Origin of the sequence: Agromyces sp. GXQ0307, assembly GCF_044769845.1 — a bacterium.
GTDB lineage: Bacteria > Actinomycetota > Actinomycetes > Actinomycetales > Microbacteriaceae > Agromyces.
Genome location: NZ_JBIZVY010000004.1, coordinates 201,420 through 224,761, shown reverse-complemented (window position 1 = coordinate 224,761; position 23,342 = coordinate 201,420). Strand labels below are relative to the sequence as shown.

Genomic DNA, 23,342 nt, shown 5'->3' with positions numbered 1-23,342 from the left:
GCCATCCGCCGCCCGGTGGGGACGACCGGCTCAGCCGACGTTCGGAACGACCTCGATGCGAAGGTCGAGTCCTGCGAACGAGACTCCGCCGGTCGGAGTCGTCCAGGCACGCGTCGACGGCTGGCGCGTCAGCACGGTCCGGAACTGCGGGGACACCTCGAAGCTCGTGCCGCTCCCGGTGCGGGCGCTCGAGGCGACCGTCTCGCGCGCGAGGTCGCGAAGCGAGTAGACCCCGCCCGCTCCCTCGAGCGAGTCCCAGATGTCCTCGCGCTCCTCGACCGGCGCCGCGACCGGGCGCACGGCCGCGGAACCGTCCGCCGCGAGCGCGAGACCGCGCTTCAGGTTCACCGTGTCACCGGCGGTCGCGTAGCTCCACCGGACGCCGGCGACGCCGCCGTCCGCTTCGACGGCGTCGCCCAGGTCGATGAGGGATGCGCCGTGCTCGCCGATGACGCGGCCGACGCCCGTCTTCCGGTCGAGGACCACCGCGGTCGTCTCGTCGACGCCGAGAACCAGGTCGTGACCGGTCTCGAGCCCGAGCTTCACGGCCCGGCCCTGACGACCCCACGTGGCGAAGTGGCTGTCGATCTGGACGCCCTCGACGAAGCCGAAGCCGCCGGACGGGAGGTATCCGAGCTCGGTCGGGTCGTCGAGGTATCCGGCCTGCGCCCCGTCGCGCCATGCCTCGTACGACTCGCCGCCGGTGACCATGTCTCGGCCCTGCTGGATGGCGAGACCGGCGCTGACGCCCGCGACGACGCCCCGGTCGGCGGCGGCGCGAAGTGCCGTGAGCACCGGGGTGTCCACGCACGTCCGGAATGCCTCGAGCGGCGCGGGCTCGCAGTCCTGGAGCGTGCGCACGTAGCGCATCTGGTCGCCGCCGCCGAAGAAGACGCCCGTGGCATGGGCCAGTTCGGCCACGACGGCGGGGTCCTCGGCGCGATCGGGCCGGTACTGGTCGCCGGGGTAGTCGACCGCGGTGTCGACCGGCACGGCGTAGGTCTCGGCGCCGTACTGCCGGAACAGGTCGGCGTAGTAGAGGCCGTTGGCCGCTGCGTTGTTCAGCGACGGATCGGCGGCCTGCTCCGGCGTCCGCGCGGAGCGTGCGGCAGCCGTGACGATCGCGATGCGCGCCCGTTCCGGCCCGGCGCCGTCCGGGTCTGCGAGGTCGACGATGGCGCGAAGGATCTCGGCGTTCTCGTCGAGGTTGCCGCCGATGAGCACGGCGTGGCGGGCCGGCCCCGCATCGGCGGGGCGCGGGGCCGCGGCGGCGGGCTGGGTCGCGGTCAGGGCGAGTGCGGCGGTGGTGCAGGCCGCGATCGACAGGGGGATTCGTCGCATGGTGCCTCCTTTGGAATGTCCGTTACATGAACGTGCAACTAGTGGCGGATGCTAACGCACGATACGAAGCCGCGGAAGGCCTCCGCGCCAGTCGTCCCGCGGACCCGACTGCGGAGACGAATTGTTACAGAAGAATAAAATGCTGGCATCTCTGGAATATCTGTTACATACTCGGACCCACCCGTTCCCGCCGCAGTGACCAAGAAGGGCCCGCACATGTTCGCTCCCATCACCACCCGGACGGCATTCGTCGTCGCCGCGCTCGCCGGCGCGACGCTGCTCGCCGGCTGCAGCACGACCGCCTCATCCGCCGATCCCGCCGAAGCGACGGGCGACATCGTCGAGATCGCCGGCATCGAGATCGCCGTCGACGAGGCCGCCGCAGACCTCCTGCCCGAGGAGGTCGCCGAGGCGGGCTCGGTGAAGGTCGCCACCGACGCGCCCTACGCGCCGTTCGAGATGTTCCTCGAGGAGGGGTCCGACGAACTCACCGGAGTCGATGTCGACCTCGGCCGCGCGATCGGCGCGAAGCTCGGCATCGACTTCGTCTTCGAGCAGCAGGCGTTCGACGGCATCATCCCGGCCCTGCAGGCGGGCAACTTCGACGTGACGATCACCGCCATGACCTCGAGCGTCGAACGCATGGAGGTGCTCACGTTCATCGACTACTCGGCCTCGGGCACCGGCATCCTCACGAGCGCCGGCAACCCCGAGGGCATCGAGGGCTACCTCGACCTCTGCGGCACGGACGTGGCCGTGCAGGGTGCGACGAGCCAGGTCGATCTCGTGAACGAGGTCTGGCAGGGCGAGTGCGAGGCCGAGGGCCTCGACCCCATCAAGCTGAGCGAGTTCCCCTCCGACGCCGACGCACAGCTGGCGATCACGAGCGGCAAGGCGGTGGCATCGCTGCTCACCAAGCCGAGCGCCGGCTACGTGGCGAAGACCACGAACGACGGCGGTACCTTCGAGGTCGTCGAGGACCCGGACGCCCCGAACGGCTACGACGCCACGCTCAACGGCATCGGCGTGCTCAAGCAGAACGAGCAGCTCGCGACGGCGATCCAGGCGGCGCTCCAGTCCCTCATGGACGATGGGACGTACGAGGCGATCCTCGACCAGTACGGCGTCACCGGCATCGGCATCGACGAGGCCACGATCAACGGCGCGGCCGACGCCGCGTGAGCCCCACGGGCACGCTCCGACCAGAAAGCACCACACCCATGACCGCAACGCAGCCGTCATCCACGGCGGCGCCCGGGGGAGCACGCACTCCCTCGGGCGCCCGCCCGGGACCGATCGAGGCCGTGCCAGTCCGCCACCCCGGCCGCTGGATCGCCGCCGCGCTGGTCCTCGTGCTCGGCACGGGGGCGATCGCCTCGATCCTCCAGAATCCGAACCTCGACCTCCCCACCGTCGCGGAGTACCTCTTCAAGCCGCTCACGATCAACGGCGTGCTCATCACGCTGTGGCTCACCGCCGCGTCGATGGTCATGGGTGTGTTCGGCGGCATCGTCGTCGCCGTCATGCGGCTCTCGGCGAACCCCGTCCTCTCGGTCGCCGCGTGGCTGTTCATCTGGGTGTTCCGCGGCACCCCGCTGCTGCTCCAGCTCATCTTCTGGGGCTTCATCGGCGCCTTCATTCCGAAGATCGTGATCGGCGTGCCGTTCACGTCCGTCGAGTTCTGGTCGTTCACGACGAGCGACCTGATCCCGGCGACCGTGGCCGCCCTCCTCGCCCTCGGCCTGAACGAGATGGCGTACGCGGCCGAGATCGTCCGCGCCGGCATCCAGTCGGTCGACCCCGGACAGACCGAGGCAGCGCACTCGCTCGGCATGTCGCCCGCGAAGACCCTGCGCCGCATCGTGCTCCCGCAGGCGATGCGGGTCATCATCCCGCCGATGGGCAACGAGACCATCACGATGCTGAAGAGCACCTCGCTCGTCGCGATCGTCGCCGGCGACGACCTCATGTCGAACATCCGCGAGGCATACACGCAGAACTACAAGATCATCCCGCTGCTGATCGTCGCCGCGATCTGGTACCTCGCGCTCACCTCGATCCTCTCGATCCCGCAGATGTGGCTCGAGCGTCGCTACGGTCGCGGCTTCACCGCGGCACGCCCGACGTTCGGCTCGCGCGTGTCGACGTTCACCCAGAGCATCGCGCTGCCCGCCCGCACCGGCCGCGCCTCGCGCGCCGAGAAGGAGTCGGCTTCATGACCGCCACCATTCCCCACGCCGCGCCGCTCGCGGCGACCGCCGACCGCCCGATGGTCGAGGCCGTCGACGTGCACAAGCGCTTCGGCAGTCTCGAGGTGCTGAAGGGCATCACGATGTCGGTCCAGCGCGGGCAGGTCGTGTGCCTGCTCGGCCCCTCCGGCTCCGGCAAGTCGACCTTCCTGCGCTGCATCAACCACCTCGAGCAGATCGACGCCGGCATGATCCGGGTCGCGGGCGAGACCGTCGGCTACCGCGAGCGGAACGGCAGGCTCCACGAGCTCCGCGAGAAGGAGGTCGCCGCGCAGCGCCGCAAGGTCGGCATGGTCTTCCAGCGCTTCAACCTCTTCCCGCACATGACCGCGCTCGAGAATGTCATCGAGGCGCCCGTGCAGGTCGCGCGTCGGTCGAAGGCGGATGCCAGGGCGCACGCCGAACGCCTGCTCGCCCAGGTCGGCCTGGCCGACAAGGCCGGCACCTATCCGGCCCAGCTCTCCGGCGGCCAGCAGCAGCGCGTGGCGATCGCCCGCGCCCTCGCGATGGAGCCCGAGGTGATGCTCTTCGACGAGCCGACCTCGGCGCTCGACCCCGAGCTCGTCGGCGACGTGCTCGATGTCATGCGCGGCCTCGCGGAGAGCGGCATGACCATGATCGTGGTCACCCACGAGATCGGCTTCGCGCGCGAGGTCGGCGACGTGGCGGTGTTCATGGACGGCGGCGTGGTGGTCGAGGCCGGCGATCCCGCCCAGGTGCTCGGCGACCCGCGCGAGGAGCGCACGCGGGCGTTCCTGTCGAAGGTGCTCTAGTGGCACGCGCCGCCGCCGAGGCCGCAGCAGCAACGCCCGTCGCTCTCCCGCCCACGCCGGCGGAGCTGCTCGCGGCGGCCCGGGCGACGAATGCCCGGTACCGCGACGACCTCGCGCAGATCGTCGGCATCGATTCCGGCTCTCTCGACCACGACGGCGTGTCGCGCGTCGCCGCATGGGCGGAGCGGGCGCTGCACGAAGGAGGATTCGACGTCGAGGTCGTCCCGACGCCGGTACGGGCCGGACGCCGGTACGGGCCGGTCGTGGTCGGCCGTCGTCGAGGCCGGGGCTCCGCGCGGGTCGTCCTGTTCGCCCACCTCGATACGGTCTTCCCGGCCGGCACCGTGGCGGCGCGCCCGTTCCGGATCGACGGGGACGTGGCGCGCGGCCCGGGGGTCTGCGACGACGGGGCCGGCGTCGCCGCGGCGCTCGCCGCCGCCCGTGTGCTGGACCGCGTCGACTACGCGGGCTTCGCCGAACTGGTGATCGCCTTCACCCCGGACGAGGAGGTCGGGTCTCCCGCGAGCCGGGACATCCTCGCCGGCATCGTCGAGGGCGCGGATGCCGCGCTGTGCCTCGAGTGCGCGCGAGAGAACGGCGACCTCGTCGGGGCGCGCAAGGGCGTGGCGGACGTGCTCGTGACCGTTCACGGGCGAGCCGCCCACTCGGGCGTCGAGCCGGAGCGCGGCGTCAACGCGGCGGTCGAGGCCGCCCGACTGCTGCTGGACGTGCAGGCGCTCGGCGGCACCGTGCCGGGACTCACGGTCAACGTGGGCCGGGTGACGTCGGGGACTCGCGCGAACATCGTGCCGGAGCGAGCAGAACTCCACCTCGAGGTCCGGTCGGTCGGCCTCGCCGAGCTCACGGCCACGCTCGACGCGATCGACGAGCGCGCGCGCCATCCGTTCGTGGAGGGCGCTCGGATCTCGGTCGAACGCCTCGACGTGTGCCCGCCGCTCGAGCGGCGGGCCACGGGCGCGCTGGCCGGGCTGGCGCGGGAGGTGGCGGCGGAGCTCGCACTCGACCTCGACGTCGCCGCAACCGGAGGTGCCTCCGACGCGAACTTCGTGGCGGCACTGGGCGTGCCGACGCTCGACGGGCTCGGGCCCGTGGGCGGTGGCGACCACGGGGATGACGAGTGGCTCGACCTGGCCACGGTGCCCGAGCGGGTCGCACTGCTCGCCGGACTCGTCGTCGCGATCACCGAGGGCGGGCCGATACGGTGAGCACGGTGAAGGAGGAGGCCGTGGCACCTGGCGACGCAGCGGTTCCGATGGCGGAGGCGATCCGACGGGGCATGGCCGAGTGCAGTCCGGCCGAGCGGAAGGTCGCTCGGGTGCTGCTCTCGTCGTATCCGTCGGCCGGCTTCGAGACGGTCGCCAAGCTCGCCGCGCGCGCCGGCGTGAGCGGCCCGACCGTGCTCCGGTTCGCGAACCGCCTCGGCTATCGCGGGTTCCCCGATTTCCAGCAGGCGCTCCGCGACGACCTCGACGAGCGCTCGGCCTCGCCGATCGACCTCTACGACCGGCACCGCGCCGAGTCGGAGGCCGGACCGGTCACCGGGCTGGAGCGCGCCGCCGCGATCACGGCCGAGACGCTCGAGCGCACGTTCGACGCACTGGTGCCGGGCGAGTTCGACCGCGCGGTCGAGCTGCTCTGCACCCGCAGGACGCGCGTCTTCGTCTCGGGCGGGCGCTTCAGCGGCCTGCTCGCGAGGCTGCTCGCACAGCATCTCCAGCTCATCCGACCCGGTGTCACCGCACTGCCCGAGCACGATGCGGGCCGCATCGAGGCGGTGTCCGGACTCCGCCGGGGCGACATCGTCGTGCTCTTCGACTACCGCCGGTACGAGGAGCCGACCCAGCGGCTCGCGGCCCTGGCACGAGAGCGCAAGGCCTCGGTGATCCTCTTCACCGACACCTGGCTCTCGCCGATCGCGAGCGAGGCCGACGTCGTGCTGCCGAGCGAGACGGGGTCGCCGTCGGCGGCGTTCGACGCCATGACGCCCGTGCTGGCCATCGTCGAGGCCGTGATCGCCGAGTGCGCCGAGCGGCTCGGCGCCGAGGCATCCGCTCGAATGCGCGAGGTCGAGCAGACCGGTCGCGAGCTGGGGCTGTACTGAGCCGTCGCCGTCGCCGTCGCCGTCGCCGTCTCCGTCTCCGTCTACGGCAGCTGCAGCGCCGTGTCGCCGAGGACGACCGCGGCGACCGAGAGGATCACGCCGCCCGCGATCACGAGGCCGCCCATCAGCAGCAGGAGTGCCGTGCCGAAGAGGGTCGCCTTCGACTCGCTTCGGATCCCGGAGGCGGGAGGGTTCGCGGACATGGGCGCTCCTTCGGCTCGACGACGAGGCGGGTCGTACGTCGATCATCGCAGACCCGCGGGACCAGAGTCCCGGCGTGTCGCCGCGAGGGCCGGTAGGAATGGGGACGACCCGACCCGGAACCGCCGTCGCCACCCTGCGCCCCCGCCCGGCCCGAGACCCAGGGGAATCACGATGTCAGAGGCGACGCCGTTCGGGCGACCCATCAGCCGCCGCACGTTCATCGCGGCCGCCGGCGCCGCCGGCGCGGGCTTCATGCTCTACGCGATGCTGCCGGGCGGCGAACGCGTGGCGCTCGCGCAGATCCCGGGCGGCACGCTGCCACCCGGCGACGTGCCGAAGTTCGTCACGCCGCTGCTCGTGCCGCCGGTGATGCCGAAGGCCGGGACGATCAACCGGAAGGGCGGCAAACCCGCCGACTACTACGAGATCTCGGTGCGACAGTTCGCGCAGCAGATCCTGCCCGCGGGGCTGCCGGCGACGACGGTGTGGGGCTACGGGGCCATCACGTCGGCGAGCAGGAAGGGCCCGCTCATCCACAACGCCCCGTCGCTGACCATCGAGTCGAAGTGGGGGCGACCGGTCCAGGTCAAGTGGATCAACGACCTCGTCGACGCCGACGGCAACGCCCTTCCCCACCTGCTGCCGGTCGATCCGACACTGCACTGGGCGAACCCGCCCGGCGGTGAGGACGGTCGCGACACGCGGCCGACGTTCACGGGCGACACGCCGGGTGCGTACACCGGACCCGTCCCGCTCGTCACCCACCTGCACGGCGCGGTCGGCGTCGGCGACGAGAGCGACGGCTACGCCGAGGCGTGGTTCCTGCCCGACGCGGCCGACATCCCGGCGGAGTACGCCACGCACGGCACGTGGTACGAGTTCTTCGCCGGCAAGGCGGCCACCGCGTTCGGAGCGACCTGGGGGCCGGGCCACGCCGTGTTCGAGTACCCGAACGACCAGCGCGAATCGACGCTCTGGTACCACGACCACACACTCGGGATGACGCGCCTCAACGTCTACGCGGGCCCGGCCGGGTTCTTCATCGTCCGCGGCGGACCGGACGGCGAGAAGGCCGTGCTCGACTCGCGCAGCGGGGCGACCGCCGTCCTCCCGTCGCCCGCGCCGATGGAGGGCGACAAGTTCCCCCCGAACAAGACGTACCTCGAGATCCCGATCGTCGTTCAGGACCGTTCGTTCGACGTCGACGGCTCGCTGTTCTATCCCGACACCCGCGAGTTCTTCGACGACATCGTCGGCCCCTACATCCCCGCCGGGGACTTCTCGCCGATCTGGCAGCCCGAGTTCTTCGGCAACATGCTCATGGTCAACGGCAACACGTGGCCGTTCCACGACGTGCAGCAGCGCCGCTACCGGCTGCGGCTCCTGAACGGATGCCAGTCGCGATTCCTGATCCTCGATTTCAGTGCGATCCCCGGCGTCGAGGTGTGGCAGATCGGCAACGAGGGCGGATTCCTCGCCGCGCCCGTGAACCTCACCGCCGACCACGGCGACCGGATGCTGCTGGGTCCCGCCGAGCGTGCGGACGTCATCGTCGACTTCACGAACGTGCCCGTCGGCGCGTACGTGCTCGGAAACGTCGGGCCGGATGAGCCGTTCGGCGGGGGTGAGCCCGATCTCGACTTCGACGTGGCGGACCCCGACTCGACCGGTCAGGTCATGCAGTTCGTGGTCGGTCCGGCCGTCGGGGCCGACACGACCACCCCGCCGCAGTACCTCGTGCTCCCGCCGATCACGCCGCTCCCGGCGGAGTCGGTGGTCCGCCCGCTCGCGCTCATCGAGAAGATGGGCGAGGGGGTCGACGCGGGCGGCGAGCCCGTCGAGGGCCCCGTCGAGGCGCTGCTCGGCGACATCCGGTCGGGGGTCTGGATCGAGCGCATGTGGGCGGAGGAGATCACCGAGAACCCCGCAGTCGGCGCGACCGAGGTGTGGGAGTTCGTGAACACGACCGGCGACGCGCACCCCATGCACGTGCACGAGGTCGTGTTCGAGGTGGTGAACCGACAGGCCCTGGTGCTCGACGTCGACGGCGAGGTGGCCCAGCCCGTGCAGCCGCTCGGCGACCCGCGACCGCCCGAGCCCTGGGAGACCGGGTTCAAGGACACCGTGATCGCCTATCCGGGCGAGATCACGCGCGTGCGCGCCATGTTCGCGAACCCCGGCCAGTTCGTCTGGCACTGCCACATCGTCGAGCACGAGGACAACGAGATGATGCGGCCGTACCGCGTCGGGCCGGTGCAGCCCGGTCAGCCGGGTGCGCCCGGCTGACCGTCCGGGCTGCGGCCGTCGAGCCGCGCGACGCCCTCGAGCACCGCGCGGTGGGTCTCGACGGCGCCGAGGATCCGGAAGTGCCCGCTGACCGGCACCCGGATGTTCGTCGCGCCCTCGAGCAGGCTCCCGTCGGGGATGTGCGGATCGAACCGGCCGAAGACCGAGACGATGCGGGCGTTGACGGATGCCGCGCGCCCGAGCAGCACGATGGTCTCGTCGCTCGGGAGCAACGCGCGCACACTCGGGTCGAGGATGAGCCGCGCCATCCGCGAACCCGCGAACGGGGTCGCCACGGCGACCAGCCCGAGGACGCCGTCGGGGGAGGTCGCGCCCGCGGCATCCGCCCCCGAGACGAGCAGCTGCTTGGCGACCAGGCCGCCCTTGCTGTGCGCGACGATCACACGGCCCGCCCCGGGTGCCGGTCGCCGCTCGATCGCGCGACCCAGGCGCCGGGCGGTGTCGGCGATGCCGCGCCGGTTGGTGCCCATGCCGTGCACGACGCGCACGCGGTAGCCGGCGCCGTTCAGTGCGTCGCCGAGCGGCCTGAGGAACGACCAGTGCTCGTAGATTCCCGGCAGCAGCAGCACCTCGGGCAGGTCCTCGCGGCCGCGGCGCCAGCGCGCGGGCGGGTTCCACCCCTCGACGACGATCGCGAGCTGGCGGATGCCGGCGTAGACGTAGTCGCGCGCCCACCACCAGCCGCGTGCGAGCGCCGAGAGCTCCTGCGGCTCCGAGACGCGCTCGACCTCGTGGCCGACGTGCTCGCCGCGCGCGTGTCGCTCGACGAGGTCGGCGACGCGTTCGCCCGCGGTGACCATGGTCTCGTGGCCGCGGTCCGCGACCTCGACGTACCGGCCCTGCGGCACCATCCGCGCCACCTGCTCGGCCCATGCTCGCGGCGCGAGGCGGTCGTGCTCGCCGCGGACCACGAGCGTCGGCGCGGCGACATCGGGCAGGACGAGTTCGATGCGGTGGTCGAGCATGCGCCGGAGCTTCCGGAAGTACCAGCGCGGCCCGGCCTGCAGGTACGAGCGGATGCCGAGCGCGAGGACCTTGGGGCGGGTCAGCGACGGGTCCTCGAGCAGCCGTACGCCCTGCATGAAGGCCGACCGCTCGCGCGGGTTCACGGTCGGCGCGATGAGCACGACGGATGCCACGAGGTCGGGTCGCCGGGCGGCGGCCTCGGCCACGACCTGCGTACCCATCGAGTGGCCGACGAGCACGGCGGGCTCGCCGCCGCACTCGGCCTCCAGGAGCGCGGCGAGGTGCATGCCCGACTCGGCGATGGACTGCGTCTCGCGTGGCTCGGGGGCGTCGCCGAAGCCGGGCAGGTCGAGCGCGAGCACCCGCCCCTCGAGCGCGAGCGCGTCGGCGAGGTCCGACCAGTAGCGGTGCCCCATGCCGATCCCGTGCACGAGCACGTACGTCGGGCGACCGGCGCCCGACTCGGTGATCACCGTCACGGCGCCGCCGCGACGGAACTCGCGCGTCCGCGACATCCGCACCCCCTCGCTTCGCTCTCAGCCTGCCATCCCGCGGGGCGGCCCGCCCGAGAGGATGCCATGTGCACCGCTCGACGCCGAGAACGGTGCGGATGGCATCTCCTCGAAGGGTGCGCGGGAGCGGAGGCGCGACCCGCCCCGCGGGCGAGCATCCCGCGGCGGGCGCGGTCAGTCGATGAGGCCGGATGCCGCGAGCCGGCGCAGCACCTCGACGCCCGCCGGCGGACAGCTCCCCGCATCGGCCGTGCCCACCCAGTGCACCGCGCCGACTTCGCCCGAGGGCACGGGCGCGTCATCCGTCTCGGCGAGGAAGACGTGCATGCGCACGTGCCGGCCCTCGCCCTGGCCGTGCGCCAACTCGCGCACCGTGAACGCCTCGACGAGCTGCGCCGGGTCGAGGACCAGCCCGACCTCCTCCAGCGCCTCGCGCGCGGCGGCCTCGGCGGGCGTCTCACCCGCGTCGAGCTTGCCGCCCGGCATGTAGTGCACGTCGCGCCCGCGCGCCGTCACCATGAGCACGCGGCGATCGCGCACCAGCGCGATGGCGGCGACGTGCAGGTCGGGCAGCGGCATCCGCCCAGCCTAGGCCGACCGCCCCGCTACGCTCGTCGCAGTCCGAACGCGAAGGAGCGATGCGATGGCCGAGGCGACCCGAGGGTTCGCGAGAGCGGTGCAGTCCGAGGTCTACCGCGCGGGGCTCTCCGGCACCCGGCCGACCGTGCCCGTCGACCCGGACGCGCTCGAGCGAGCCGCCCGGAAGGCGCTCCCGGCCGAGGCGTACGCGTACCTCGCCGGCGGGGCGGGCTCCGAGCGGACGATCGCCGCGAACCGGGCCGCGTTCGAACGCTGGGGCATCTGGCCGCGGGTGCTGGCGGATGTCGCCGAGCGCGACCTCTCGATCGAACTGCTCGGCCGGCGTCGCCCGACCCCGTTCGTGCTCTCGCCGATCGGCGTCGTCGAGCTCGCGCACCGCGACGCCGACGTCGCCGTCGGCCGCGCTGCCGCCGCCCTGGGTGTGCCCTACGTGCTCTCGAACCAGGCGTCGCGCCCGATGGAGGAGGTCGCCGACGCGATGGGCGACGGGTCGCGCTGGTTCCAGCTCTACTGGAGCGCCTCCGACGACCTCAACGCGTCGTTCCTGCGTCGTGCCGAGGCCGCCGGCTGCGAGGCCGTCGTCGTCACGCTCGACACGCACCTGCTCGGCTGGCGCACGCGCGACCTCGATCTCGGGTTCCTGCCGTTCACGCGCGGGCAGGGGATCGCGCAGTACACCAGCGACCCCGTCTTCGCCGAGCTCGTGCGCGAGCGGGTCGCGCGTGGCACCGGCGGCGGGGAGCGGCCGAAGGTCACGCCGACGCTGCTCAGGTCGGCGCTCGCGATCGCGCGGGCGGGTGCGCGGAGCCCGCTCGTCGACGGCGGGATCCGCGACGCGCTCCGATCGCCGCTCCCGCGCGCGGCGATCGAGACGTTCCTCGACGTCTTCGCGCAGCCGGCGCTCAGCTGGGACGACCTCGCCCGGCTGCGCGAGTGGACCCGCCTGCCGGTGATCCTGAAGGGCGTCCTGCACCCGGATGACGCCGAGCGCGCCATCGACTTCGGCGTCGACGGGCTCGTGGTCTCGAACCACGGCGGGCGCCAGGTCGACGCGTCGGTCGCGGCGCTCGCCGCGTTGCCGGCGGTCGCAGCCCGCGTCGCGGGCCGGGTTCCGATCATCCTCGACAGCGGCGTCCGCGGCGGGGCCGACGCGGTGATCGCGCTCGGGCTCGGAGCGAGCGCGGTGGGCCTCGGCCGGCCGTACGCCTACGGCCTCGCGGTCGCCGGCGAGCAGGGCGTACGCGAGGTGATCCGCAACCACGTCGCCGAGTTCGACCTCACCATGGCACTCGCGGGGCATCGGTCGGTGCGCGAGATCGGACCGGAGACGATCCGCGCGGCATGATCGGCGCGGCGGCGCGAGGCGCGCCATCCGTCACCGCCGGTCGCGCTCGGCTCAGGGGTGCGGTTCCGACGTGAAGACGTCGTTGAGCGTCACCGTCTGCAGCCCGCGCTCGTCGAGGATCTCCTTCAGGCGGGGAAGGACGCCCACGACCGGGTCCTGGTTCAGGTGGCCGATGACGATGCGCCCGGGGCCGAACCACTCCGTGGCGAGGTCGACGATCTGCTGCTGCGAGATCGCGCCCGAGTCGCCGAGCGAGCCGTACCAGAGGGTCGGCACGGTGTAGCCGATCGCAGCGGCGGCGGCATCCACCCGGGCGTCGTGCACGCCGTACGGCGGCCGGAAGTACGGCCGCGCGTCGATGCCGTACACCGACTGCAGGTAGTCGTGGTTGTGCTGCAACTGCCACTGGATCTCGGCGTCGCTGAGCGTCGTCAGGTCGGGATGGGACCACGTGTGGTTCGCGAGCTGGATCTGACCGCGCTCGACGAGCGGGCGGATGGCGTCGGCATTGTCGTCCCACGACGCGTACACGCCGTTCACGAAGTAGGTGAGACGGATGCCGTTCGCCGCCGCGAACGCGGTGTACGCGCCGACCACGGCCGAATCGGTCCCGTCGTCGACCGTCCAGGCCATCACCTGCCCCGCGTCGGCGGGGAGCTCGGTGAGGGCGCCGGCGGGAACCGACACCCGGGCGAGCTCGGGCGCGGGGAACTCCTCGACCGCGGCCTGCTCCTCCTCGGCGTCCTGGCGATCGGCCATGACCCGTCCGACGGCGAGCACGCCGACGACCGCGACACCGGTCAGGAACACGCGTCGGGTGAAGCCCATGCGTCGCTCCCTCCGTGCCCGGTGCGGGGTCGGGTCGCCGTCGAGCGGCCCGGGACCGACCGCTTCACGAGCCGTTGTACACCGGCCCGCGGTGCGCGGCGGGGTGCGCACCCCGTGCGGCGCGAAGCCGCGGCATCCGCCGCCCGTCGAATTTCGTAGGATGGACAGCGACTTCGCGGGCGTCTCGCCCGATTCCCTCCCTGGACCATTGGAGCCACCGTGGCCGCACCCAGCCGTCTCGAATCCGTCATCACGCTCGCCCAGCACCGGGGCTTCGTCTTCCAGGCGGGTGAGATCTACGGCGGTTCGCGTTCGGCATGGGATTACGGACCCCTCGGCGTCGAGCTGAAGGAGAACATCAAGCGCCAGTGGTGGCGCACGATGGTGCAGGGCCGCGACGACGTCGTCGGCCTCGACTCGAGCGTCATCCTTCCCCGCCAGGTGTGGGAGGCCTCGGGCCACGTCGAGGTGTTCAGCGACCCCCTCGTCGAGTGCCAGCACTGCCACAAGCGCTTCCGCGAGGACCACCTCGTCGAGGCGTACGAGAACAAGAAGGGCCGCGCGCCCGAGAACGGCATGGCCGACATCGTCTGCCCGAACTGCGGCACGCGCGGCCAGTGGACCGAGCCGCGCGAGTTCTCGGGGCTGCTCAAGACGTTCCTCGGCCCGGTCGACGACGCAGCCGGCCTGCACTACCTGCGCCCCGAGACCGCGCAGGGCATCTTCGTGAACTTCGGCAACGTCCTGCAGGCGGCGCGCATGAAGCCGCCGTTCGGCATCGGCCAGATCGGCAAGTCGTTCCGCAACGAGATCACGCCCGGCAACTTCATCTTCCGCACGCGGGAGTTCGAGCAGATGGAGATGGAGTTCTTCGTCGAGCCCGGCACCGATGAGGAATGGCACCAGTACTGGATCGACACCCGCTACCAGTGGTACGTCGACCTCGGCATCGACCCCGAGAACCTGCGCCTGTTCGAGCACCCGAAGGACAAGCTCAGCCACTACTCCAAGCGCACCGTCGACATCGAGTACCGCTTCGGCTTCACCGGTGGCGACTGGGGTGAGCTCGAGGGCGTCGCGAACCGCACCGACTTCGACCTGTCGACGCACGCGAAGCACTCCGGCAAGGACCTGTCGTTCTTCGACCAGCAGAAGAACGAGCGCTGGACCCCGTACGTCATCGAGCCCGCGGCCGGCCTCACCCGCTCGCTCATGGCGTTCCTCGTCGACGCGTACCACGTCGAAGAGGTGCCGAACGCGAAGGGCGGCGTCGACACCCGCACGGTGCTGAAGCTCGACCCGCGCCTCGCGCCGGTGAAGGCGGCGGTGCTTCCGCTCTCGCGCAACGAGAAGCTCTCGCCGCTCGCGCGCGAGGTCGCGGCGAACCTCCGGAAGCACTGGAACGTCGACTTCGACGACGCCGGTGCGATCGGCCGCCGCTACCGCCGCCAGGACGAGATCGGCACCCCGTTCTGCGTCACGGTCGACTTCGACTCGCTCGACGACCGGGCCGTGACGGTGCGCGACCGCGACACCATGGGTCAGGAGCGCGTGCCGCTCGCCGAGCTCGAGGGGTACCTGGGCGCGCGCCTCGTCGGTGCCTGACGCGCACCGCGCGAGTCGCGCGCTGGTGCTCAGCCCCGCCCGGCTTCACAGGAGTTTCGCCGGTCTGCAGGACCGATCCGCGTGATCGGTCCTGCAGACCGCGGATTCTCCTGTGAACGGTGTGGTGTGGCGCCGGGCAGGTGCGCAGAGCGGATGCCGCGGGGCGGGCGGCGTCGATAGGGTGAGCGGCATGCGCGCGAGCTTCGGTGGGTTCTTCGACGTCGATCCGCCCGAGCGCGGCCCCGAGCCCGAGGTGCCGCCGATGCCGCAGTGGCTGCAGCCGCCGCAGGACGAGCTTCCCGGGCGCGCGGCCCGCGACGAGGTGCTCCATCGCGACGAGGCGACGGTGCTGCTGCTCCGCGGGATCGCGGCGTACTCGACCGGCCTGCACCTGGAGCTGCGGTGGGTGCACCGGCGCACGACCGAGAGCCGGCGCGAGTGGGAGCGGAGCATGATGGAGCACCACGCCTCGTTCCCCGGTCGGTTCCCCGAGCCGGACGGCATGCACGTCGGCGTGCGGCTCGCCGATGACATCCGCCTGCTGCCCATCGACCACCAGCAGGTCGCACAGGTCGCCGGAGATCCGACCCCGCCCACGCTGCAGGTGCTCGGTGGTGGCGGCGGCGGTGGCGACGACCGTCAGGAATGGAACGTCGAGCTCTGGCTGTGGACCGGGGCGCCAGTGCGCGACGGATTCGACCTGGTGTACTCGTGGCCCGCGTACGGCATCGCCGAATCGCGCCACCACGTGGCATCCGCCGACCTCGCCGCACTGCCGGACGCGCGGCCACTCTGGGGCTGACCGGTTCGATCGGGCGGCGATCGTCAGCGTTCCGTAATCCGAACGGCCCATCGCCGGCCGAGGGCCCCGCCTAGCGTTGATGCGACGGGCGGACGTCGCCCGCGAACGACACGAGGATGCCCCGATGCCTGCACCGACCGTCCGAACCACCGGAGCCGCCGCGCTGCTCGTCGCCGCACTCGCGCTGACCGGGTGCGCCGCGACCGGGACCGGGGGCGAGAGCGATGCGCCGGCGGCAGGGTCGTCGGCAACCGCTCCCGAGTCGACACCGCACTCGAGCGCGACGCCCGAGGCATCCGCCGACGCGGCCGACGCCGGCGCGGCCGTCGCTCCCGTCGAGGGCGCCTACCTCGACTACACCGACGGCGCGATCGAGGCGACCGCCGGCCCCAAGGCGCTCTTCTTCCACGCGAGCTGGTGCCCGAAGTGCCGCTCGCTCGACGAGGACCTGAAGGCGCAGGGCGCGCCCGACGGGCTCACCGTCTTCAAGGTCGACTACGACTCGCGCACCGACCTCCGGCAGCAGTACGGCGTGACGATCCAGACGACGATCGTGTTCGTCGACGACGCGGGCGAGAAGATCTCGAGCGTCGTGCTCTACGACGATCCGTCGGTCGAGTCGCTCGTCGCCGCCATGCCGTGACGCGAGGAGTCGCGCCGTGACCGCCTCGCTCACCCTCGCGCTCGCCGCCGGCGTCCTCACCGTCGCCGCGCCGTGCGTGCTGCCCCTCCTGCCCGTCATCGTGGGCGGATCGATCGTCCGCGACGGCGACGAGCAGCGCGCGCGCTACCGCCCGTACGTGATCGCCGCGTCGCTCGCGGCATCCGTCGTGCTCTTCACGCTCCTGCTCAAGGCGACCACCGCGCTGCTCGGCATCCCGCCGCAGGTGTGGCAGGTGATCGCGGGCGGGATCGTGATCCTGCTCGGTGTCGACCTGCTCGTCCCGCGGCTGTGGGAGCGGGTGTCGACCGCGCTCGGGTGGGGTGCGCGGAGCGGCGAGCTGCTCGACCGATCGGTCCGCCGTCAGAGCGTGGGCGGCGACATCCTCACCGGCGCGGCCCTCGGCCCGGTGTTCTCGAGTTGCAGCCCGACCTACGCGCTCATCGTCGCGGCCGTGCTGCCCGTCTCGTTCGGCGAGGGCGTGCTGCACGTCGTCGCGTACGCGGTCGGGCTCGCCGGAATGCTGCTGCTCATCGCGCTGCTCGGCCGCACCCTCGTGCGTCGGCTCGGCTGGCTCGCGAACCCCGACGGATGGTTCCGCCGCACGATCGGCGTGATCTTCATCGTGGTCGGCATCGTGGTCGTGACGGGTTTCGACAAGACGCTCCAGACGTGGATCCTCGACGCCGGGCTGTACGATCCGATCGCACGCCTCGAGGAGGTGATCGGTGGCTGACCAGGTCGACCTGCTGCTCGACGGGCGTCTCGTGCTGCTCGTCGACGACGACCCGACCGTGCTCGAGGTGTGCCGTGCGTACCTCGAGTCGGCGGGCTTCCGCGTGCAGGAGGCCGCGGACGCGTTCGTCGCGCTCGATCGCATCGCCGCCGAGCGCCCCGACCTCGTCGTGCTCGACCGGATGCTGCCGGGCATCGACGGCATCGAGGTGTGCCGCCGCATCCGTGCGCAGTCGCAGGTTCCGGTCATCATGCTCACCGCGCTCGGCGGCGAGGACGACCGCATCGCGGGACTCGAGGCCGGCGTCGACGACTACCTCGCGAAGCCGTTCTCGCCGCGCGAACTGACGCTGCGCGTGCAGTCGGTCCTTCGCCGGGCGCTCGCGGTCGAGGCGGCCGGCGCCGCCGTCGCCGGATCGGAGGCCGCGGTGATCTCGCGCGGACCGCTCCGCATCGACACGGCCGCGCACACCGTTACCCTCGACGGTCGCGGACTCTCGCTCACGCAGCGCGAGTTCGAGCTGCTCGCGTTCCTGGCGCGCCGCCCCGGAACGGTGTTCTCTCGCGAGGACCTGCTGCAGGGCGTGTGGGGCTGGAGCCACGGCGACCTCTCGACCGTGACCGTGCACGTGCGGCGGCTGCGCGAGAAGATCGAGGCGGATGCCGCGAACCCGCGCCTGCTCGTCACGGTCTGGGGGTACGGCTACCGGTTCGACGACCCCGGGGCGGAGGCGACACCGTGAGTGGCACCGACCTGCTCCTCGTCATCGCGGTCTCGGCCGCGATCGCCGCCGCGGTCGGGTTCGTCGCCTGGCTCCTGCTCCGCCGTTTCGCGTGGGCGCCGATCGTGGTCCACCTCGTCACCGTGGTGGTCGCCGCCGTGGCCTCGGTCGTCGGCGGGGTGCTCGTGGCCACTCAGGCGATGTACCTCTCCGACCACGACGCGCAGATCGCGCTCGCGATCGCGGTGACGAGCGGGGTCGTCGCGATCCTCACCGCGTCGATCCTCGGCGCCGAGATCGCGCGCGCCGCGCGTGTGCTGCGCTCGGCGGCCGAGGATCTCGGACGGGGGGTCCCGGTCGAGTCGCGGCCGCTGCCGATCGGAGAGTTCCGCGCCGTGCTCGACGAGCTCGCGGCATCCGATGCCCGCATCCGCGCCGCTCGCGAGGAGGTCGAACGCCAGGAGCAGGCCCGCCGCGAGCTCGTCACGCGCGTCGCGCACGACCTGCGGGTGCCGCTCGCCGGCATCCGCGCGCAGGCCGAGGCCCTGCAGGACGGGCTCGCGCCCGATCCCGACCGGTACCTCGCACGTATCGCGTCGCAGGTCGATCGGCTGGACGCGCTCGTCGCCGATCTCTTCGCGGTGTCGCAGATCGACGCGGGCACCCTGCGGCTGCGCACCGAGCGGCTGTCGTTGGCGGATGTCGCGAGCGACGCCGTCGCGGAGCTGCGCGGGTTGGCGGACGGCGCCGGGGTTCGGCTCGATCTCGCCGTCGCGCCCGAGACGTCGACCGTGGTGGAGGGCGACGCGTTGCAGCTCGGCCGTGCGGTCGCGAACCTGCTCGCGAACGCGTTGCAGCACACGCCGTCGGGCGGACGCGTCCTGGTCTCGGTCGACGGTGCGGGCGATGAGGTGCGGCTCGCGGTCGCAGACAGCGGTCCGGGCTTCGCCGAGGAGGACCTCGCGCACGCGTTCGAGGCGGGATGGCGCGGCTCGTCGGCGCGGTCGCCACATCGGCTCGACGTGACGGGCGGGGCGGGTCTCGGACTGGCGATCGTGCGAGGCATCGCCCGGGCGCACGGCGGGGACGCGTCGGCGTCGAATGCGCCGGAGGGCGGCGCGGTGCTCGCGGTGACCCTGCCCCGTTCCGCCTGACGCGCGCGCCGGGTCGTTGCCGACCCGTCGTGGGACTGTCATCATGGCGCGGGAGCGCACGTCCGAGCCATCCGTGGGGGAATGATGACGAACGCATCCGGACCGAACCCGCCCGACGACGAGCCCACCGAGGTGTTCGACGCACCCGGCGGCGAACGTGGCGGCGATCCCGCGGAGCAACCGCCGACGCGCAACGGCCTCGGCATCGGCGCGCTCGTCGTGGGCATCGTGGCGGCCGTGCTCGCCGTGCTGGCTCTCGCCTGGGAGTGGGCGTGGATCGCGGGCGTCGTACTCGCGGCGATCGGCCTGGTGCTCGGCATCGTCGGCCTCACGAAGGCGGACCGCCCGAAGGGCGTCGCGACCGCGGGCACGGTCGTCTCGGGCGCCGCGCTGGTGCTCGCGATCATCGTCGGCGTGCTCTACGGCACGGGCGCGATCGGTGCGGGCGGTACGCAGCCGACCGCCTCGCCGACACCGTCCGCGTCGCCGTCCGCGTCGCCGAGCGAGACGCCGACGCCGACCCCGACCGAGACGCCGACCGCGACCGTGCAGGAGTGGGCGGACCAGACCTGGGGCACGTTCACGGAGGTCGACGCGAGCGGTTCGGGCGACGACGTCGTCGCGATCCCCGACGGCATCTCGGGCGGGATCGTCACGGCCACGTTCGACGGCGATGACGACACGCCGTTCACGCTCACGCTGCTCGACGCCTCGAACCAGCCCTCCGGCGACCCGCTCGTCGACACGACCGACGACTACGAGGGCACGACGGCGTGGGGCGTGGCGGATGCCTCGTCGGCGCGCAGCGTGCAGGTGACGGCGACCGGCTCGTGGACGATCTCGATCCGGCAGATGTCCGCGGCGTCCGAGCTCCCGAACGCTGCGAACGGCGAGGACGACGCCGTGTACCTGTACGGCGGCGGGGCGGCGACGCTCGCCGCCACCCACACCGGCGACGACGCCGAGGATCCGTTCGTCGTCGCCCAGCAGTCGCAGCAGGCCTTCGGCGGGGCATCCCTCATCGACGTGACGGGCGCCTACGACGGAAGCGTTCCGCTCGCGGCCGGCCCATCGGTCGTCACGGTCCGATCGACCGAGGACTGGACGCTCTCCGTCGGCTGAGCAGTTCCCGGGCGGGTCGCCCGGCCGTGTGTCAGCGGATCGGCATTCTCTCGATCGATCGGCGAACGACCTCACTTCGCTGAGCTGGTGGAAAGGTATTCGCGGTTCACCTTTCCACCTGGTCTGCGGAGTGAACCGTGGGCCGAGGGGTCCGTGGGCTGCGGGTGCCGATCTGCACCGATCTGCTCGCCGGATGGAGCCCGCCGAGCGGTGGCTCAGGCGGAGCGCGCGGCGCGCAGCGCGCGCCACTCGCGCCGCAGCATGCCGTACGACGCCGTGTCCTGCCACTCGCCGTCGTCGTACTCCTCCTCGAGGAGGGTCGCCTCGCGCCGCATGCCGAGGCGTTCGCAGAGGTGGGCGGATGCCGCGTTGCGGGCGTCGAGGTGTGCGACGACGCGGTGCGCGGCGAGCCGTCCGAACGCGAGGTCGAGGAGCACGTCGGCGCCCTCCGTCGCGAGCCCCCGACCGTGGAAGTCGGGGTGGACGACCCAGCCGATCTCGAGTCGCGCATGCTGGGCGCTCGCGAGCCGGACCATGAGATCGCCGATCACGCGCCCGTCGAGCACCATCGCGAGGAAGATCGCGTCGCCGTCGGCGTCGAGGCGCCGCATCGCCGCACGCGCCTCGGTGTGCTCGCGGGCCTCGTCGCGCTCTCGTTCGGGCCATGGGATGTAGCGGAGCACCTCGGGCAGGCGCTGGTACTCCCACACGTCCTCGGCGTCGGAGGCCGCGAGCGGGCGCAGCGTCATCCGCGCGGTCGTGACGGGCCGGTGTTCGATCTCGGCGACGTCGAACGGCAGGCGGAGGGCCGGCGGCCCGGCGTCGGCGGCCTCGTCGGGCCGCGCGTGCAGGAGGGAGGACATCGAGGGCAGCGTACCCCGCAGGGCGGCATGCAGCGATCGGCCGATCGGGGGAGGGAACGCGTCCGTCAGCCGACAGAGGCCGACGGACGCTCGTCGGCCTCGCCACCGGCGTCAGCGCGAACGGCGGACGCGGCGGCGTCCGGGCGGATGCCGAAGATCGCCTCGAGGCCGTCGAGCCACGCCTGCTGGTCGCCGGCGCGCGCGTACTCGCGCGATCGGACCATCGGGGTGTGCAGCAGGACGCCCGCCATGTGCCGCAGCGCGGCCTCGGTGCGGCCGTCGTCGTCGCCACGCGAGCGGGCGCGCTCGATCTCGGCGTCGAGCACGTCGAACACGTGGCGGCGGAGTGCGACGACCGCCGGCGCGAGATCGAGCTCCTCGGCGACGCGACCGAAGTTCCGGGCGGCGCGTTCGACGATCTCGCGGGCCGCGTCGGTCGAGCCGAACTCCTCGAGCGGAGCGTGGATCTTGATGGTCTCGAGGTCGAGCAGCTCGACGCCCGCGACGCCGACGACGTCGGGTGCGACGTTGCGCGGCAGGCCGAGGTCGATCACGAGCTGGCGCGGCGCGTCGGCCGCGGTGTCCGTCGCGGTCGCGGCATCCGCCCCGCCCTGGGAACCCGTCGACTCCCGACCCGGCCGCAGCGCGACGGGCGCGCGCCCGTCGGCGACGACGAGCTCGGTGCGACCGAGTTCGAGCAGTTCACGGTCGACGACATGATGGTCGACCGTGGTGCACGTGACGATCAGGTCGGCGCCGGCGGCGGCCATCGCGTAGTCGGCGTTCGACACGGCGTCGATGCCGTGGTTCGCGGCGAAGCGACCGGCGCGACCGGAGACGGAGTGCACGGCGACGTCGACGACGCCGCGATCGCGGAGGGCCGCCAGCGAGGCGCCGGCATAGCGGCCGGTGCCGACGAGGAGCACGCGCACCGCCGACCAGTCGGTCACGCGGCTCTCGGCGAGGTCGAGCGCGAGCCGCACGAGCGAGCGGCCCTCGTGGCCGATGCCCGTGCGGTTCTTGACCTTGCGCGAGGTCTGCGACGCGCGCTGGAAGAGCCGCTCGAGCTCGGGGGTCGTCGTGCCCTCGTGACGTGCGCGCTCGAGCGAGCGGCGCACCTGACCGGCGATCTCCCCCTCGCCGACGACGACCGACTCGAGGCCCGCCGCGACCGAGAACAGGTGACCGGCGACCGCGTTGCCGTGCACGAAGTCGAAGGTGCTGCGCAGCTCATCGGTCGAGAGGCCCGCCACGTCGCCGACCGCGAAGATCGCGTCGTGCACGGCCTCGACGGGCGAATCGCCGTCCGCGATGTCGAGGTCGAGGTACGCCTCGAAGCGGTTGCAGGTCGAGACGACGACCGCCCCCTGGACCGCGTCGTGCCCGTCGGTCAACCGCGGCGCGGCGTGCTCGGAGGACGCCGAGAGACGTTCGAGCATGTCGAAGCCGGCGTTCTTGTGGCTCGCGGAGAGACAGATGAGCACCGGTCGATTCTACCCGGCGTCGAAACCCGCTCCGACCGGCCGCGTCACACGCGGAACGCCCGGCGTCTCAGGCGGCGGAACGATCCGGTCGGACGATCGGGATCGCACCCGTGACGGGTGGGAGTTCGAGCCCCTCGGCGGCGAGCGCCGCACGATGGCGTGCCTTCCAGGCCCGCACGGTCGCGAAGAACGGCGCATCGGTGAGCGCGTACCGGCCGGGACGGGGATCGCTCAGCATCATCGGCAGCTCGATGCTCGAGCCGTCTCGGCGGATCCGCACGACGGCGACGGGGACGCTCGTGCTGCCGGCCACGGTCGAATCGGCGCGGATGTTGCGCACCTCGCGCCACGGGAACGCGGCCGCGCGCCGGGGGCGGCGCCCGCCGCCCCAGAAGGAGATGCCGTGATCGTCGGCGACCACGGAGAAGCGTGCGGGGAGTCGGGGCGCACGGCCGCCGGGGCGGGTCAGCTCGTCCAGGCGGCCGACGAGGTCGCGGTTGCGGATGCCGCAGCCGACCGCTCCAGCATGGACCGACTCGAGGGCTCGGTGACGGGCACGCGCGCGGGCTGATGCGGCGCCGCGCACGATCGCCGAGACGAGGACGATGAGGCCGGCGACGGCGGCCAGCCCCAGCGCGACGGGCGTGCCGGGGATGTCGGGGAGGGTCGGGACGATCCGTTCGACCTGCCGACCGCCGAGGACGAGCGCGGCGATGACGGCGGCGGCGGCGAGGGCGACGAGCACGATGAGTCCGGTGCGATGCCGCGTTGCGATGGTGGACACGATGGTGTTCTCCGTGGGTGGCGGAGGCGCGCGTCGCGGGGGTGACGCGGAGCGCGTCGTCGTGCCGGGGGCGCACGACGCGACCGACCCTAGCGGTGTGGGAGCGCGGCCACCAGCCCCAGTTCTCCGATCGGCCAACACGAGCCGTGCGGTGGGCGAGGCC

General features: G+C 72.5%; 22 protein-coding genes. 14 read left to right on the top strand and 8 right to left on the bottom strand.

Annotation, left to right across the window (positions count from 1 at the left end; all coding sequences use genetic code 11):
* Positions 1-30: 30 nt before the first annotated feature.
* The gene (locus tag ACIQH8_RS15505; protein WP_401000285.1) at positions 31-1,341 is read right to left on the bottom strand and encodes a cyanophycinase; all 1,311 of its coding nucleotides are present in this window, start codon (positions 1,339-1,341) and stop codon (positions 31-33) included.
* A 216-nt stretch (positions 1,342-1,557) separates the two neighbouring features.
* Between ACIQH8_RS15505 and ACIQH8_RS15500 the strand changes: the two genes are divergently transcribed.
* The 5 genes from ACIQH8_RS15500 (at position 1,558) to ACIQH8_RS15480 (ending at position 6,485) form a co-directional block, all read left to right on the top strand.
* Positions 1,558-2,523: an ABC transporter substrate-binding protein gene (locus ACIQH8_RS15500; protein WP_401000283.1), complete on the top strand. Its 966-nt coding sequence runs from the start codon at positions 1,558-1,560 to the stop codon at positions 2,521-2,523.
* Positions 2,524-2,645: 122 nt separating this feature from the next.
* Positions 2,646-3,560 (top strand): amino acid ABC transporter permease, encoded by a 915-nt coding sequence (locus ACIQH8_RS15495; protein ID WP_401000281.1) that lies wholly within the window; start codon positions 2,646-2,648, stop codon positions 3,558-3,560.
* A complete protein-coding gene (locus ACIQH8_RS15490) occupies positions 3,557-4,363 on the top strand; it encodes an amino acid ABC transporter ATP-binding protein (protein WP_401000279.1) in 807 nt (268 codons plus the stop codon). Before ACIQH8_RS15495 ends, ACIQH8_RS15490 begins: the two co-directional genes overlap by 4 nt.
* Positions 4,363-5,589, top strand: a complete 1,227-nt coding sequence (locus ACIQH8_RS15485; RefSeq protein WP_401000277.1) for a M20/M25/M40 family metallo-hydrolase — start codon at positions 4,363-4,365, stop codon at positions 5,587-5,589. The genes ACIQH8_RS15490 and ACIQH8_RS15485 overlap by 1 nt, the downstream gene beginning before the upstream one ends.
* Positions 5,590-5,609: 20 nt before the next feature.
* Entirely contained in the window at positions 5,610-6,485 is an 876-nt protein-coding gene (locus ACIQH8_RS15480; RefSeq protein ID WP_401000275.1) for a MurR/RpiR family transcriptional regulator, read from the top strand.
* Positions 6,486-6,526: 41 nt separating this feature from the next.
* Here the strand turns inward: ACIQH8_RS15480 and ACIQH8_RS15475 are convergent, their stop codons facing one another.
* Positions 6,527-6,688, bottom strand: a complete 162-nt coding sequence (locus tag ACIQH8_RS15475; RefSeq protein ID WP_401000273.1) for a hypothetical protein — start codon at positions 6,686-6,688, stop codon at positions 6,527-6,529.
* Between the two features lie 172 nt (positions 6,689-6,860).
* On the opposite strand from ACIQH8_RS15475, the gene ACIQH8_RS15470 reads away from it, so the two are divergent.
* Positions 6,861-8,975, top strand: a complete 2,115-nt coding sequence (locus tag ACIQH8_RS15470) for a multicopper oxidase family protein (RefSeq protein WP_401000271.1) — start codon at positions 6,861-6,863, stop codon at positions 8,973-8,975.
* On the opposite strand, the gene ACIQH8_RS15465 is transcribed toward ACIQH8_RS15470, so the two are convergent.
* Both ACIQH8_RS15465 and ACIQH8_RS15460 read right to left on the bottom strand, forming a co-directional pair.
* On the bottom strand, positions 8,954-10,477 hold the full coding sequence (locus ACIQH8_RS15465) for an alpha/beta fold hydrolase (RefSeq protein WP_401000269.1): 1,524 nt from the start codon (positions 10,475-10,477) through the stop codon (positions 8,954-8,956). The genes ACIQH8_RS15470 and ACIQH8_RS15465 overlap by 22 nt on opposite strands.
* Positions 10,478-10,648: 171 nt before the next feature.
* Positions 10,649-11,053, bottom strand: coding sequence for an NUDIX domain-containing protein (locus ACIQH8_RS15460; RefSeq protein WP_401000267.1), 405 nt, complete (start codon positions 11,051-11,053; stop codon positions 10,649-10,651).
* A gap of 64 nt (positions 11,054-11,117) precedes the next feature.
* Here ACIQH8_RS15460 and ACIQH8_RS15455 point away from each other — a divergent pair, with 64 nt between their 5' ends.
* Positions 11,118-12,419: an alpha-hydroxy-acid oxidizing protein gene (locus ACIQH8_RS15455; RefSeq protein WP_401000265.1), complete on the top strand. Its 1,302-nt coding sequence runs from the start codon at positions 11,118-11,120 to the stop codon at positions 12,417-12,419.
* A gap of 51 nt (positions 12,420-12,470) precedes the next feature.
* Here ACIQH8_RS15455 and ACIQH8_RS15450 read toward each other — a convergent pair whose 3' ends face one another.
* Positions 12,471-13,247, bottom strand: a complete 777-nt coding sequence (locus ACIQH8_RS15450) for a polysaccharide deacetylase family protein (RefSeq protein WP_401000263.1) — start codon at positions 13,245-13,247, stop codon at positions 12,471-12,473.
* A gap of 219 nt (positions 13,248-13,466) precedes the next feature.
* Between ACIQH8_RS15450 and ACIQH8_RS15445 the strand changes: the two genes are divergently transcribed.
* The 7 genes from ACIQH8_RS15445 (at position 13,467) to ACIQH8_RS15415 (ending at position 20,048) form a co-directional block, all read left to right on the top strand.
* The gene (locus tag ACIQH8_RS15445; protein ID WP_401000261.1) at positions 13,467-14,852 is read left to right on the top strand and encodes a glycine--tRNA ligase; all 1,386 of its coding nucleotides are present in this window, start codon (positions 13,467-13,469) and stop codon (positions 14,850-14,852) included.
* 190 nt (positions 14,853-15,042) lie between these two features.
* Positions 15,043-15,654: a hypothetical protein gene (locus ACIQH8_RS15440; protein ID WP_401000259.1), complete on the top strand. Its 612-nt coding sequence runs from the start codon at positions 15,043-15,045 to the stop codon at positions 15,652-15,654.
* A gap of 124 nt (positions 15,655-15,778) precedes the next feature.
* On the top strand, positions 15,779-16,297 hold the full coding sequence (locus ACIQH8_RS15435; RefSeq protein WP_401000257.1) for a thioredoxin family protein: 519 nt from the start codon (positions 15,779-15,781) through the stop codon (positions 16,295-16,297).
* Between the two features lie 16 nt (positions 16,298-16,313).
* Positions 16,314-17,051 carry a cytochrome c biogenesis CcdA family protein gene (locus ACIQH8_RS15430; protein ID WP_401000255.1) on the top strand — a complete coding sequence of 246 codons (738 nt, stop codon included), beginning with the start codon at positions 16,314-16,316 and terminating at the stop codon, positions 17,049-17,051.
* Entirely contained in the window at positions 17,044-17,793 is a 750-nt protein-coding gene (locus ACIQH8_RS15425; protein WP_401000253.1) for a response regulator, read from the top strand. The genes ACIQH8_RS15430 and ACIQH8_RS15425 overlap by 8 nt, the downstream gene beginning before the upstream one ends.
* Positions 17,790-18,926 (top strand): sensor histidine kinase, encoded by a 1,137-nt coding sequence (locus ACIQH8_RS15420; protein WP_401000251.1) that lies wholly within the window; start codon positions 17,790-17,792, stop codon positions 18,924-18,926. Before ACIQH8_RS15425 ends, ACIQH8_RS15420 begins: the two co-directional genes overlap by 4 nt.
* 84 nt (positions 18,927-19,010) lie before the next feature.
* Positions 19,011-20,048, top strand: a complete 1,038-nt coding sequence (locus tag ACIQH8_RS15415) for a DUF4190 domain-containing protein (RefSeq protein WP_401000249.1) — start codon at positions 19,011-19,013, stop codon at positions 20,046-20,048.
* A 215-nt stretch (positions 20,049-20,263) separates the two neighbouring features.
* Here the strand turns inward: ACIQH8_RS15415 and ACIQH8_RS15410 are convergent, their stop codons facing one another.
* The 3 genes from ACIQH8_RS15410 to ACIQH8_RS15400 all read right to left on the bottom strand — a co-directional run bounded on the left by ACIQH8_RS15410 (position 20,264) and on the right by ACIQH8_RS15400 (position 23,179).
* Positions 20,264-20,911 carry a GNAT family N-acetyltransferase gene (locus ACIQH8_RS15410; RefSeq protein ID WP_401000247.1) on the bottom strand — a complete coding sequence of 216 codons (648 nt, stop codon included), beginning with the start codon at positions 20,909-20,911 and terminating at the stop codon, positions 20,264-20,266.
* 65 nt (positions 20,912-20,976) lie between these two features.
* The gene (locus ACIQH8_RS15405; RefSeq protein ID WP_401000245.1) at positions 20,977-22,395 is read right to left on the bottom strand and encodes a glutamyl-tRNA reductase; all 1,419 of its coding nucleotides are present in this window, start codon (positions 22,393-22,395) and stop codon (positions 20,977-20,979) included.
* A gap of 67 nt (positions 22,396-22,462) precedes the next feature.
* A complete protein-coding gene (locus ACIQH8_RS15400) occupies positions 22,463-23,179 on the bottom strand; it encodes a hypothetical protein (RefSeq protein WP_401000243.1) in 717 nt (238 codons plus the stop codon).
* Between the last annotated feature and the right edge of the window lie 163 nt (positions 23,180-23,342).